This is a genomic window from Bacillus sp. FSL R9-9492 (assembly GCF_038007365.1).
GTDB lineage: Bacteria > Bacillota > Bacilli > Bacillales > Bacillaceae_G > Bacillus_A > Bacillus_A mycoides.
Genome location: NZ_JBBOXC010000001.1, coordinates 3,051,260 through 3,064,491, shown reverse-complemented (window position 1 = coordinate 3,064,491; position 13,232 = coordinate 3,051,260). Strand labels below are relative to the sequence as shown.

Annotated in this window: 12 protein-coding genes; 6 read left to right on the top strand and 6 right to left on the bottom strand. The window is 36.7% G+C overall.

The genetic code is table 11. The features are described 5' to 3' along the window. Positions 1-2: 2 nt before the first annotated feature. Positions 3-605: a hypothetical protein gene (locus MKY70_RS15680; protein WP_341025103.1), complete on the bottom strand. Its 603-nt coding sequence runs from the start codon at positions 603-605 to the stop codon at positions 3-5. A gap of 233 nt (positions 606-838) precedes the next feature. Between MKY70_RS15680 and MKY70_RS15675 the strand changes: the two genes are divergently transcribed. Further along, positions 839-1,621 (top strand): class I SAM-dependent methyltransferase, encoded by a 783-nt coding sequence (locus tag MKY70_RS15675; RefSeq protein ID WP_016101165.1) that lies wholly within the window; start codon positions 839-841, stop codon positions 1,619-1,621. A gap of 166 nt (positions 1,622-1,787) precedes the next feature. Here the strand turns inward: MKY70_RS15675 and lsrF are convergent, their stop codons facing one another. Genes lsrF through MKY70_RS15655 form a run of 4 tightly spaced genes read right to left on the bottom strand, consistent with a single transcriptional unit; the run spans position 1,788 to position 5,459 of the window. After that, positions 1,788-2,570: a 3-hydroxy-5-phosphonooxypentane-2,4-dione thiolase gene (lsrF, locus tag MKY70_RS15670; RefSeq protein ID WP_088035431.1), complete on the bottom strand. Its 783-nt coding sequence runs from the start codon at positions 2,568-2,570 to the stop codon at positions 1,788-1,790. Positions 2,571-2,576: 6 nt separating this feature from the next. Next, a complete protein-coding gene (locus MKY70_RS15665; protein WP_000921867.1) occupies positions 2,577-2,939 on the bottom strand; it encodes a cupin domain-containing protein in 363 nt (120 codons plus the stop codon). Between the two features lie 25 nt (positions 2,940-2,964). After that, positions 2,965-4,527, bottom strand: coding sequence for an autoinducer-2 kinase (gene lsrK / locus MKY70_RS15660; protein WP_088035429.1), 1,563 nt, complete (start codon positions 4,525-4,527; stop codon positions 2,965-2,967). Next, positions 4,527-5,459 (bottom strand): sugar-binding transcriptional regulator, encoded by a 933-nt coding sequence (locus MKY70_RS15655; RefSeq protein WP_088035427.1) that lies wholly within the window; start codon positions 5,457-5,459, stop codon positions 4,527-4,529. The genes lsrK and MKY70_RS15655 overlap by 1 nt, the downstream gene beginning before the upstream one ends. Positions 5,460-5,656: 197 nt before the next feature. Here MKY70_RS15655 and MKY70_RS15650 point away from each other — a divergent pair, with 197 nt between their 5' ends. The 4 genes from MKY70_RS15650 to lsrB are packed head-to-tail and all read left to right on the top strand — an operon-like array spanning position 5,657 to position 10,150. Further along, positions 5,657-7,150 (top strand): sugar ABC transporter ATP-binding protein, encoded by a 1,494-nt coding sequence (locus MKY70_RS15650; protein ID WP_341074530.1) that lies wholly within the window; start codon positions 5,657-5,659, stop codon positions 7,148-7,150. Continuing rightward, positions 7,147-8,115, top strand: a complete 969-nt coding sequence (locus MKY70_RS15645) for an ABC transporter permease subunit (RefSeq protein WP_341025100.1) — start codon at positions 7,147-7,149, stop codon at positions 8,113-8,115. The genes MKY70_RS15650 and MKY70_RS15645 overlap by 4 nt, the downstream gene beginning before the upstream one ends. Then, positions 8,112-9,110 (top strand): ABC transporter permease, encoded by a 999-nt coding sequence (locus MKY70_RS15640; protein WP_341025099.1) that lies wholly within the window; start codon positions 8,112-8,114, stop codon positions 9,108-9,110. Before MKY70_RS15645 ends, MKY70_RS15640 begins: the two co-directional genes overlap by 4 nt. Next, entirely contained in the window at positions 9,107-10,150 is a 1,044-nt protein-coding gene (gene lsrB / locus MKY70_RS15635; protein ID WP_002110487.1) for an autoinducer 2 ABC transporter substrate-binding protein LsrB, read from the top strand. The genes MKY70_RS15640 and lsrB overlap by 4 nt, the downstream gene beginning before the upstream one ends. A 63-nt stretch (positions 10,151-10,213) precedes the next feature. Here lsrB and MKY70_RS15630 read toward each other — a convergent pair whose 3' ends face one another. Continuing rightward, complete coding sequence (locus MKY70_RS15630) at positions 10,214-11,716, bottom strand: malate:quinone oxidoreductase (protein WP_341025098.1); 1,503 nt, start codon at positions 11,714-11,716, stop codon at positions 10,214-10,216. 393 nt (positions 11,717-12,109) lie between these two features. On the opposite strand from MKY70_RS15630, the gene MKY70_RS15625 reads away from it, so the two are divergent. Continuing rightward, a complete protein-coding gene (locus MKY70_RS15625) occupies positions 12,110-13,156 on the top strand; it encodes a DUF2332 domain-containing protein (protein ID WP_341025095.1) in 1,047 nt (348 codons plus the stop codon). Positions 13,157-13,232 lie beyond the last annotated feature (76 nt).

Below are 13,232 nucleotides of genomic sequence, written 5' to 3'. Positions count from 1 at the left end.
ATCTAATCTAACTTAATTTCAAATTCAAGCCGTTCATGCTTGTCCGAAAAAGGCATACTACGTTCTGTAAATAAAAAGCTAATACCAGACGGGTTATCAGGAAGAGCAGGGGAAATGACGAATTGGTAACTTGTATGTCCATCTGTTCCAGACCATCCTTCTGCCCAGCAATCGTATGTATCATTTATCGATAATTCAACAAGGCTATGTGTATTATTCTCATTAAGTGTATTGTTTTTTGGATCCCATTCCTTATATAAATTAATTACACTAGCGTTAGAATATTGACGAATAAAGGTTACAGTATACACAGTTTCTTTATGTGCATAAGTTTTTAAAACGGGTATATGTTTTTTAAACTTAGTCGGTTCGACGCGAGGTTTAAACTCATCTTCGTCCATCATAGATGAGAATAATGAATTTAAATAATCGGGATATAACCCGTTCTGCTTTGCCCAATTAGAAATGGCTTCATCTGGTGGGAAACCCGGATTCCCATTCGAAAGTTCTTTCCGTTCTTTTAATAAAGAGCAAATTTTTTCATCAATAGAAGATAAGCGTTCATCATAATGATCAGTAGGGCGTTCAAAAGGTATTCGTTGCATAATCATTCCTCTTTTCCTTTATTTTGTTTTCATATTTTATTATAACTGAAACAATTCTCGTTTTTTACAATATAATCAATTAATTTAAATATTTAGAAAAATAGGATGTTTATGTGTTAAAATAAATATAGAAAACCATGTATTAACTATCGGCAGGTTAATAGAAAAAGGGTGTAAATAGTTAATAATGTCACAATTAAAATGCAACTAGATAGTTAGGAGGAATGATTATAATGGATACTACACAACAAAACAGTAATGCATGGGATAAGAAGGTTGAAGAAGGTTCTAGATACACTGAGCCTGTAAGTAGTGAGGTTATTGAAAAAAGTAAATCAGGTGAATGGGAAATCACAGTCACCACAGAAAAATCAGTTCCTAGAGATTGGTTTCCAAAGTCATTAGAGGGATTAAAGATACTTTGTTTAGCATCAGGTGGAGGGCAACAAGCACCAGTACTGGCTGCTGCTGGAGCAGATGTAACAGTTACTGATATATCTAAGAAGCAATTGGAACAAGATGAAATGGTAGCGGAACGGGATGGATTAACTTTAAAAACAGTACAAGGAGATATGTCAGACCTTAGTGATTTTGAAGATGAATATTTTGATATTGTCGTAAATCCTGTTTCTAATTTGTTTGTAAAAGATGTTCATCTTGTATGGAATGAGATTTCAAGGGTTTTAAAGAATAAAGGTATTCTTATTTCTGGATTTACAAATCCTTTACTATGGATTTTTGATGACAACCAAGAACAAAAAGGTATTTTGGATGTTAAACATTCAATACCTTCATCAACATTGGATTATTTACCAGAGGATGAAGTTCAAGATTATATTAATTTAAATCAAACAATAGAATACGCACATACTCTAGAAGATCAAATCCAAGGTCAAGTTGAAGCTGGTTTTGTTATAACGGGTTTTTACGAGGATGATTTTGGTGGAACAAGGATATTAGATAAGCATATTAAAACTTTTATTGCTACAAAAGCTATAAAGTTAAAGGTTGATTAAAATTTTTGGCTCGTTAGTCGAAGAAAAAAACTTGAAAACAGTAAAAGTTCAATGTATGTCAAAAAGGATGGCACTTGCCATCCTTTTCCTTGTGTAGTTTGAGTGTCAAAACAAGTTTTACTCTTCTTAACTGAACCCGTTATAATAAATAGTCCATCTTTTTACATTAATTTTTCACATCATTATATAGTTCCAGCGCCTCTTTCACACTAAATCCATTTTTTACAATGCCATGAATTGCTTGAATCATCGCAGATGGATGTTCGGATTGCCATATGTTTCGGCCCATGTCTACTCCGATTGCGCCTTCTTGGAGAGCGTTGTACGTAATGTTTAATGCATCTTCGATTGAATCTAGTTTTGGTCCTCCCGCGATTACGACTGGGACAGGGCATGTGCTTGTGATTTTTTCGAATCCTTCGCAGTAGTACGTTTTAATAATATCAGCTCCCATTTCAACACATACGCGGGAGGCGAGTGCTAGAAAGCGAGCTTCACGTTTTTGTAGTTCTTTCGCAACGGCGGTAATACCGAGTACTGGCAGGCCGTAATCGTGAGCTTCAGAGACTACGTTTGCGAGATTTGAAACAGTTTGTGTTTCATAGTCTGATCCAACAAAGACAGAAACGCCGACGCCAATTGCGTTTTGTTTTACTGCTTCTTTCACAGGTGTAACAATTGTTTCATTCGCTAAATCTTTGCCGACTACAGTTGCCCCGCCTGATACACGCATAACCATCGGTGTGCTGCAGTTTTCAGGAATACAGGAGCTGAGTACACCTCGTGTTAAAAAGAGGGAGTCTGTATATGGAAGCAAGTTTTTAACTGTTTCTAACGGTTGTTCTAGTCCGTGAATCGGTCCTAAAAAGTAGCCGTGATCTATTGCTAACATAACAGCTCTGCCGTCAGGTAAAATTGTGTTTAATCGATTTTTAAATCCCCAAGTCATTAGGAATCACTCCTTCGTTAATGTTGGATTTTCAGTTTGTACTGTATCTTTATTTGGTAAATGTGGTGACTTTATAAAAACAGCTTTAAAAGGCTTATCGGAATGGTTAATAAGATAATGGGATTCATGAGGGCGAACTTGCAAGACATCTCCTTGTTTTATTGGAACTCTTTCGTTATTTACATAGAAATCTATTTCGCCTTCTAACGCATAGAAGACTTCTTCGCACGTTGTATGATAGTGATTTTGAAACTCTTGCCCAGGCTGAATAACGACTAGGCCAAGATCGATATTTGGACCTTGTATTAAATATTTAGGCCCGTTATCACCGAAGCGATAGGTGAAATCATCCTCATTCACTTTAAGCATAGAAATCACTCCTTTATGTAATGTGTTACAGCGCACCTGGGGCAATCCACATATGTGATGTGAGGCCTTTATCAGCTAAAGAAAGTTGGCTAGCGTACACTGTTTTCCATGTTTCATAGAATCCTTTATAAAGCTCATGATTTTCAGCGTTTGGCTTAAATGTTTTTTCCCACTGTACAAATTGTTCGGCAGTTTCTTCCATAGATGAATATATTCCAGCACCAACTCCAGCAGCAATTGCAGTTCCTAAAGCAGCTGCTTCTTTCACAACTGGTACTTTTACAGGAATGCCGAGTACGTCTGATAGAATTTGAGGCCATAGTTTTCCTTTAGCGCCACCGCCAGCAAAAACAACTTCAGAAGGGAATGTACCTGTGAGATTTTCAATTCGTTTTAAGTTTCCAAGTGTAACGAAGGCGGCATTTTCTTCAATAGCGCGGAACATTTCTTTCTTCCCACATTTGTCAGCATCTAAGCTTAAATTTAAAAAAGAAGGTGCGGCATGACGCCAAGAAATATAGTTCATGACGTTTGAGAAAGTAGGGATAATGCCATGTGAGCCGACAGGTACGTCTTTCGCTTGTTCTTCTAACAATTCATATGCATCTACACCGAGTTTTTCAGCGAGCCTTTTTTCTTCTTGGCAAAAAGCATCCCGAAACCATCTCATAACAAGGCCAGGGAAGAAAGCGATTGTTTCGTATTGCCACAGGTTAGGAATGACGTGGCAATTTACACGAATCGCTACATTTGGATCAGTTTCTGGTTTTGTTATATTTACTTCTTGTTGCCAAAAACTGCCCCCACATATAAATGTTTGTTCAGGTTTTACAACTCCAGTTCCAAGCGATGCCATTTGTGCATCTCCGCCGCCAGCAACGACCGGTGTTCCTTCATGTAATCCTGTTAACTCAGCACTTCGTTTTGTGATATTCCCGATAACTGTACCAGCTTCATTTACTTTTGGAGAAAAGGCTAGAGTAAGACCGCATTGCTCAGCAACCCAGTTATCCCAAGCTCTATTTTGTAAATCGAATATACCGGACGTACATCCGTTTGAAGGATCAATTTGTAGTACGCCGCACAATTTATATAAAATCCAATCGTTTAACATCGTGAAAGAATGAATGTTTCTGTACACGTCTGGTTCATGCTTTTTTATCCAAAGTAAGCGAGGTAAAGCACCTAACGAAAAAGTTTGACCGGATTTTTTATATAAATCCTCTTCAATTTCGGAACGAATTTGTTTTAGTTCACTAACTTCCGCTGACGCGCGACCATCAACATTTGCACAAGCCCATATTTCCTGCCCGTTTTTATCGTATAAAACAAAGCCTTCACGCATACTCGTTGCACTAATACCTTTAATAGAAGAGGAGGACGTATTACTTTTTTGAAGAACCTCTTTCGTACATTGTTGAACGAGCTGCCAGTTTTCAGTTACATCAAAATTCATAGAACCAGGGTAACGACTATCTGATTTATGAATCCATTCTTTTTGACTAACAGCAAGTTGATTACCGTTTAAATCAAAAAGAACTGCTCGAATGCTCCCTGTACCAGCATCGTAAGCTAATAGAGTAGACATTAAGAGTCACCTTCCTTTCTTAATAAGGAGAGGGCAGTTTCTTCATCGGTAATTAATGTATGAATGAACTTTCCTTTTAAGGCGCCGTAAATTGCAGCTATCTTTTCCGTACCGCCAGCTACACCAACGACATGTTTCATATTTTGAAGAACAGAGAGTGGTGTGCCGATAAGACGGTTATGATGGGGAAGTTCTAATTGTTTTCCGTCAGTATTATAAAATTGCCCTAAAATATCTCCGGCCCCGTTTTGACTACGTATATAAGTTATTTCACGTAGCGTTAGTTTTTCTTCTTTCACAATTGTGGCGTCTTGAGATAAGCTTCCAATGCCAACTACTGCTGTATGAGCGAGTGAAGCGACGTGAAGCATATCTTTCACGCTCGGTTCAGATAGAATAATTTGCGTCATTTCGTTTGTAGATGTTAGAAAAGGGGTAGGAATAATATGAAGATCGCCTTGCATGTAGTTTAAATAGCTTTGGTTTCTTGGAATATAGTGATTTACGCCTCCTGTAAGAGTAACGATTGAAAGGTTCATAGAGCTATCAAAATGAATGTTTTCTAGCATTTTACTTATCGTCTCTCCCCAGCCAATCCCAAGTAAATCCCCTTGTTGCAGATGAGTTTCTAAATATTGTGCGGCAGCTTTTCCAAGTGAAAATGCATAATCCTCAGTTGGAGTTGGAATAACGAAAGCATCTTTTAGATGGAATTTTTTCATAAGGTCACGTTCAATGCTTAAACAGTGCAATCCAGTACCTTTTACGTGAAATGTGACGACACCTTCCGTCCGTGCTTTATCTAACAAACGAACGACTTTATTTCTTGAAATGTGAAGAAGGGAAGCAATTTCTTGCTGGGTTAATTGATCTTTATAATAGTACCAAGCTACTTTTGTTAACAAATTGTCTTCAAAGTTGAGCTGTGACATACTCTTCATCCCTTTCAACAATTGACCACTGCTTAAACATATGTGTTCGTTATTTTGTTTATTCCAGTTGAAGCGATAAATAGTCCGGTGAAAAAAGTGTTCTAGATATGAAAAAAGAAATATACAATGCTACAAAACAAGTAGAACAAAAAATCATTTTCTCAAAAAATGTTCTGCATAAAGGCAGGTGACAACATGTGGAGAAGGTGTCCTTATTACAAGTTACAAAGATGAGTAAATCATTTGCAAATCAACTTGTATTAAAAGAAGTCAATTTACAATTAGAGTGTGGAGATGTATACGCTTTAGTCGGAGGAAATGGTGCAGGGAAATCAACGTTAATTAAAATATTAACGGGTTTGTATTCATACGATGCTGGCAATATGTATGTGAAAGGGGAAATACAAAAGTTTTCAAACACAGCAGAGGCACATCAACATGGCATATATTTAATACCACAAGAGCCACTCATCTTTCCGCATATGACAATTGAAGAGAACATTTGTATCGGAATGAAAGCGAAAAAGAAAGAACTTCGAAATAAAATTAATAAGTTGCTAGAAGGCTTAGGTTGGAACATTCAACTTCATGAGCTAGGGTTATCATTATCCATTGCCCAGCAACAATTAGTAGAAATATTGAGGGGATTAATAAGGGAAGCTGAGATTCTTATTTTAGATGAGCCAACATCGACATTAACAACTCACGAAATTAAGAGTCTTTTTGTGCTGATGAAAAGTTTAAAAGAAAAAGGAATTGGCATGATTTACATTACGCATCGTTTTCCAGAAATCTTTGAAATTGCGAATAAAGTAGCGATTTTGCGTGACGGAATGATTGTAAGTCAAGGGGATGTATCAAGCTATACATATGACATGCTAATGGAGGGATTATTACCGAAAGGTTATAAACTTGAGGAGAAAAAAGAGATCATACAAGAGGAAACAGAGCATTCGGAAAAAGTATTAGACGTCACGAATGCGTCTAGTTATGCGTTTCAAAATGTATCATTAACTGTACACGCTGGAGAAGTTGTCGGGATTGCAGGTATCGTCGGATCAGGTAGGACTGAATTATCTGAATCAATATTTGGATTAAAGCCTTTGAAATCAGGTTCTGTTTTATTAGATGGGAAATCCATTACAAAGTATTCGGTACATAAGCGAATAAAGGAAGGTATGGTGTATGTACCAGAAGACCGGGCAGGGAATGGTATTTTTTCAATTGCGTCTGTTAAGGAAAATATAACATCTGCATCTTTAAACAGTATGAGTAGCTTCTTTTTAAATAGCAAAAAAGAAAGCGCTTTACCCGAATTGTATATAAAACAGTTTAGAATTGTTGTCCCTCATATGAATGAGAAAATGACGTCTTTATCAGGTGGGAACCAACAGAAGGTCGTGCTAGCGAAATATCTTGCATGCAATCCGAAAGTGATTATTCTTGATGAACCGACCCGTGGTATTGATGCGAAAGCAAGATTAGAAGTATACGAAACGATACAAAGTTTGAAGAGAAAGGGACTTGCGCTCATATTAATTTCTTCAGATATGGAAGAAATCGCTCAATTAGCGAATCGTGTTTATGTGATGAGAAACGGAGGATTCGTCTCTCATTTGGAGAAGAAGGAAATTTGTATTGATGAAGTTACACGCCTTGCGTACGGAGGAAAGGGAGGTGTAACGGAGTGAACCGTTTATTTAAAATGCATGAGACGTCTATTATTATTTTATTACTTCTTTACATAGCCTTCGTTGGAGTAATGAATCCGAGTTTTGTTCAGTTTAGCTCTTTATCTTTAATTATGAAATCAAGCGTTATTTTAGTTATTTTGGCAATTGGTCAATCTTTCGTATTGTTTACGAAAAATATAGATGTATCAGTAGGATCTATTATGGGATTAAGCGCTGCGGTTTGCGGGATGTTGTTAACAGATGGATACAGTGCCTTTATTTCAATATTTGTGGCAATTATACTTGGTGCTCTTATTGGTATGGTAAATGGAATTGGCGTTACGAAATTTCGAGTGCCAGCTATCATTATGACATTAGGAATGCTCGGTATTATTAGAGGTGCAATGTTACTATTCACGGGCGGAAAGTGGATTGAAGATATTCCGAATGAGTATAAACAAATTTCTTCTATTATGATGTTAGGCATTCCGGTAACGGTATGGACCGTTCTTATCATATTACTACTACTATATTTCTTATTAATGAAAGTACAAATTGGAAGATATTTTTATGCGGTCGGTGATAATGAAGATGGTGCAAGGCTTATTGGAATACATGTAGATAAAGTGAAAATATACGCGTTTATCATATCAGGCATAAGCGCTGGGCTCGCTGGATGTATATTCGTAATGAATATTGGATTCGTTCCAAATCAAACAGGTACAGGGATAGAATTGCAAGTTATCGCCGCTGCTGTTTTAGGTGGTATACATTTAAAAGGAGGAACAGGTTCTATATTTGGAGCGGCATTAGGTGCATTTTTTTTAGAAGTGATAAGCAGTTCACTCGTCTTTTTAAAAATACCTGCATTTTGGAATAGTGCTATTTCAGGATTTTTACTTTTACTCATCATCATAATAGATAGTGTCTTAAAAAAATGGAAGAAACTCCGGCAACTAGAAGAAAGAAGGGTGAATCTATGAGGGGAATACGTAGCTTGTATAGATGGGAAGGGGTTCTTCTCATATTGCTTCTCGTAGAACTCATTCTCTTTAGTTTCATAAATAGTGATTTCTTAAACATTAGTAACCTCCTTTTTAGTATGAACGATTTCCTCATTATTTCAATCGCGGCTATTCCGATGACATTTGTCATTGTAACTGGCGGAATTGATGTATCAGTAGGATCTATTATGGGGCTTACATCGATTCTTATCGGAGCACTTTGGATGAATGGCATGCCTATACTGTTGGCCGTTATCATTTCGCTCGTAATAAGTTGCATAGCGGGCGGATTAAATGGACTTATTATAAAAATGACAGATGTAGAACCTCTTGTCGTTACACTTGGAACGATGTTTTTATATGCAGGAATCGCCCTTGTTATTTCAGGTGGTTCGGGTGCAGCGGGCTATGAAGGAATAAGTGGTTTACCAGATTCGTATGTGCAAATGGCAAATGGTAGTTTTATCGGTATACCTAATCTATTATGGCTCCTTGTCATTTTAACGATAGTATTTACGATATTGTTTCACCGTACAACATATGGTCGCTACGCAAAATTAACTGGCGCAAATGAAAGTACGGCGAGATATTCCGGCATTCGAACGAAGAAAGTAGTGATTATTGCTTACGTACTTTCTGGGTTAGGAGGTGGATTAGGAGGAGCTTTCTTAACAGCGTATTTCGGTTCAGCTCGTGCAGATATTGGAAGTGAAACGATTTTGCCAGTAATTACGGCAGTTGTATTAGGCGGCACACTTATTACAGGCGGAAAAGGGAGTATTATTGGGACAGTACTAGCGAGTATTTTTATAGGACTTATGCAGTACGGTTTGCAAATGACGGGCTTAACGAATGAACAATCTAATGTAGTAATAGGTATTATCCTTATTGTTTCTGTTATTATGAGACATTTCAAATTACAACGATTCACTACGGGGAAAAGAAGGAATTTGCATAAGGGGGAAATGTTATGAAGAGAAAACTGGGGATTGTTATTATTATGTGTATTTGTTTAATCGGTTTAATTGCTTGTTCTAGCCAAACAGCGGATAAGAAAAAAGCAGATGATGTGAAATTTGCATTCATTCCGAAATTAACGGGAGTTGGCTTCTTTACATCAGGCGGTGAAGGTGCAAAAGAGATGGGAGATAAGTTAGGTGTACAAGTGAAATATGATGGACCTTCTGAAGCGAGCGTATCAGGGCAAGTAAAATATATAAACAATTTTATTAATCAAAACTACGATGCAATTATGGTTTCATCTACGTCAGTTGATGGTCTCTCGCAATCATTACAACGTGCAAAGAAAAAGGGGATGACCGTATTAACGTGGGATTCTGATGTGAATCCGAAAGACCGTTCGTTTTATATTAGCCAAGGTACACCAGACCAACTAGCAAACTTATTAATTGAAATGACTTCTAAGCAAATTGGAGATAAAGGAAAAGTAGCATTCTTTTATTCAAGCCCGACTGTAACAGATCAAAATCAATGGGTAACGAAGGCGAAAGAGATTATTAAAGAGAAATATCCGAATTGGGAAATTGTAACGACGCAATACGGTGAAAATAATGCGCAAAAATCTTTATCAGTAGGAGAGAGTATTTTAAAAACATATCCGGATATTAACGCAGTAATATGTCCAGATGCAACAGCACTACCAGCAATGGCGCAAGCAGCTGAGAATTTGAAAATGGATAAGAAAGTAGTCGTAACGGGATTTTCGACACCGAACGTTATGCGTGATTATGTAAAACGAGGAACAGTACAACAATTTGGATTATGGGATGTAAAACAACAAGGTGCCCTCGCAACGTATGTTGCAAATGAAATTGTTGTAAAAGGGAAGAAGTTAAAAGTCGGGGATAGCTTTGAAGTAAAAGGAATCGGAAAAGTGAAAGTAGAGCCGAACTCTATTCAAGGGTATGACTATGAGGCAGAAGGAAATGGTATTATCGTATTACCTGAACGAGTTGTATTTACGAAAGATAATATCGATAAGTATAATTTCTAGTAGAAAATAAAAACGTCCGAATATATCGGACGTTTTTATTATGTCGTTTTTTTAATCTATTCATTAATTGTGAACAGCTTCTTTTTCATTTAACCCAAGTGTGCGTCCTGTTGAAGCGTGAAGCTCTTGGAACAGTCTTGGATTTTCCGTAAGTGACACGCCGTAAGAAGGGACCATTTCTTTTATCTTTGGCTCCCATTCTAGTATACGTTCTGGGAAGCATTTTTCTAATACTTCAAGCATAACGTGAACCGCAGTAGAAGCACCTGGAGAAGCACCAAGTAACGCAGCGATTGATCCGTCATTTGCACTAACAACTTCTGTACCAAATTGAAGTGTTCCTTTACCACCTGCGTCAGTATCTTTAATTACTTGCACACGTTGTCCAGCAACGACAATATCCCAATCTTCACTTTTAGCGTTCGGAATAAACTCACGTAATTCTTCCATACGCTTTTCGTGTGATAACATAACTTGTTGGATTAAGTATTTTGTTAATCCCATTTCTTTTACACCAGCTGCTAACATCGTTAAGACGTTATTCGGTTTTACAGAACCGATTAAATCAAGATTTGAGCCAGTTTTTAAGAATTTAGGTGAGAAGCCAGCAAATGGTCCAAACAGTAAAGCTTTTTCGTTGTTTATATATCTTGTATCAAGGTGAGGTACAGACATTGGCGGAGCACCAACTTTAGCTTTACCGTATACTTTTGCATGATGCTGCTCTATAACTTTTTGGTTTTTACATACCATAAATAGTCCACTTACTGGGAATCCACCGATATGTTTTGATTCAGGAATACCAGTCTTTTGTAGTAGAGGTAGGCTACCGCCACCGCCGCCGATAAAGACGAATTTTGCAGTATGATGTTCGATTTTACCACTATTCATATCATGTACTTTCACTTCCCACAAACCATTCTTCGTGCGTTTAATATTTTCAACACTATGTTTGTAGTTTAGCTCGACATTTTTACTTTTTAAGTAATCAAACAACATGCGCGTTAACGCACCAAAGTTAACATCTGTTCCAGAGTCAATTTTCGTTGCAGCCATCGGTTCATTAGAGTTACGGCCTTCCATAATGAGTGGAAGCCATTTTTTTAATGTTTCAGGAGCATCAGAAAATTCCATTCCTTGGAATAGCGGATTTTTTGAAAGCGCTTCAAAACGGTTTTTTAGAAACTCTACATTTTTTTCCCCTTGCACCAAACTCATATGAGGTAGTGGCATAATAAAATCTTGTGGATTACGAATTAAGTTTCTCTTTACAAGATACGCCCAAAATTGTCTTGAAAGTTGAAATTGCTCATTTACTTTTACAGCTTTACCAATATCTATAGACCCGTCAGATTTTTCGGATGTATAGTTAAGCTCACATAGCGCAGAATGTCCTGTACCAGCATTATTCCATTCGTTAGAACTTTCTTCTCCGGCATTAGCGAGTTTTTCAAATACTTTAATTTCCCATTCAGGTGCCAATTCTTTAAGTAATGATCCTAACGTTGCGCTCATAATTCCAGCGCCAATTAAGATAACGTCTGTTTTTTGCTGCATGTTGCTCATGATAATCTCTCCATCCCCTATATTGGCAAAAAAGAGTAGGTGTTTTTATATCTAAGCCGTAAAAAGAAAACACCGCCTAGGCCCCACCTAGGTACTTACCTTTTTTGTCTCAATTATATAACCATCTCATAGTCTATTATAATAATTAATAGACTAAAATATCTAGTGTTATCTGATAATTTTAAACTATTTAACGTTTTATTTCATAGAATTCTTCTGTCATAAGGGTAAAAAGCATAGTAGTAAAGCGGAATTTGGAGAAGAATTCCAGTTTGATGTTATCCCAAAAAAACTTACTAATATTTTTATTACTCTATTTTATCTTTGGAAATTTGTAAAAATGGAGTAAATTAATGGTAAGATTATTCTGGAAATAAAACAGGAGGGATACCAATGCTTACACGAGAACAAATCGTAAACTTATTTCGAAATTTTTCTGTGAATGAATGTAAAGGATCAAGTGATTTATACGAGTATTTAGCAATAAAAATTTCTGAAGATGAGGAAGTTCTTACGTTAGCTTTCAATGCACAACCTGGTCAGCCAATCCCGAACTTATTATTAGGTGCAGTCCATTATTTATTGTTAAAAGGAAAAGAACACAGTTTAAAAAGGTATTATCATAGTTTAGTTGAAAATGCTGATACAAATTTTGAAAATGCCTTTCATCAATTTAAAGATTTTTGCCATGAATATCGAGAAGAAATTATCTCTTTATTACAAACGAAACTCGTTCAAACGAATGAAGTAAGGCGATGTGCCTATTTATATCCAAGTTTCTGTTACATATTTAATAAAGTGAACAAACCGTTAGCGTTAATAGAAATTGGTACAAGTGCGGGATTACAACTGTTTTGGGATCAATATCGTTATTCATATGGAACGGAAGAGGTATTTGGAAACACACAGTCTAATGTTCATTTACAATCAGAAATAAAAGGGGATAAGAAGCCATCCTTTTTAAAACAAAGTCCACCTGTCGTAGAAAGAATCGGACTAGATTTACATGTGAACGATTTAAATGATGAAGAAGATTATTTATGGTTACGTGCTCTTATTTGGCCAGAACATAGAGAAAGACTGGAACTATTCGATCAAGCAGCAACGCTTGTAAAAGCAAAATCAGTGCAATTAATTGAAGGGGACGGTGTAGCACTTCTTCCGGCCATTGCAGAGCAAATAAGGGAAGATGCTGTTATTTGTATTTTCCATACACATGTAGCAAACCAAATACCTGAAAATGTAAAACATACGCTAGAAAAACAAATTAAAGAAATTGGTGCAAAACGTGATGTATTCCACCTATATAACAACATGTGGGACCGGGACCTTCATATTGATTATTATATTAACGGAAACGAATATTGTGAAACTGTTGGGGAAATGGAAGGGCATGGGAGATGGTTTAGTTGGGGGCTTGGGGATGAGTCGCCTTGTTAATGTGATCCTATAGGATGGGGATCTTTTGTTTTGGAATTTAAATTTTCGGATTAATATGATAATATCTTATGATAAG

What these genes read in the sequence shown, in the direction of transcription:
- MKY70_RS15680 (WP_341025103.1), bottom strand. Translation starts at nt 605, where the DNA reads ATGCAACGAATACCTTTTGAACGCCCTACTGATCATTATGATGAACGC.
- MKY70_RS15675 (WP_016101165.1), top strand. Translation starts at nt 839, where the DNA reads ATGGATACTACACAACAAAACAGTAATGCATGGGATAAGAAGGTTGAA.
- lsrF (WP_088035431.1), bottom strand. Translation starts at nt 2,570, where the DNA reads ATGACTTGGGGATTTAAAAATCGATTAAACACAATTTTACCTGACGGC.
- MKY70_RS15665 (WP_000921867.1), bottom strand. Translation starts at nt 2,939, where the DNA reads ATGCTTAAAGTGAATGAGGATGATTTCACCTATCGCTTCGGTGATAAC.
- lsrK (WP_088035429.1), bottom strand. Translation starts at nt 4,527, where the DNA reads ATGTCTACTCTATTAGCTTACGATGCTGGTACAGGGAGCATTCGAGCA.
- MKY70_RS15655 (WP_088035427.1), bottom strand. Translation starts at nt 5,459, where the DNA reads ATGTCACAGCTCAACTTTGAAGACAATTTGTTAACAAAAGTAGCTTGG.
- MKY70_RS15640 (WP_341025099.1), top strand. Translation starts at nt 8,112, where the DNA reads ATGAGGGGAATACGTAGCTTGTATAGATGGGAAGGGGTTCTTCTCATA.
- lsrB (WP_002110487.1), top strand. Translation starts at nt 9,107, where the DNA reads ATGAAGAGAAAACTGGGGATTGTTATTATTATGTGTATTTGTTTAATC.
- MKY70_RS15630 (WP_341025098.1), bottom strand. Translation starts at nt 11,716, where the DNA reads ATGAGCAACATGCAGCAAAAAACAGACGTTATCTTAATTGGCGCTGGA.
- MKY70_RS15625 (WP_341025095.1), top strand. Translation starts at nt 12,110, where the DNA reads ATGCTTACACGAGAACAAATCGTAAACTTATTTCGAAATTTTTCTGTG.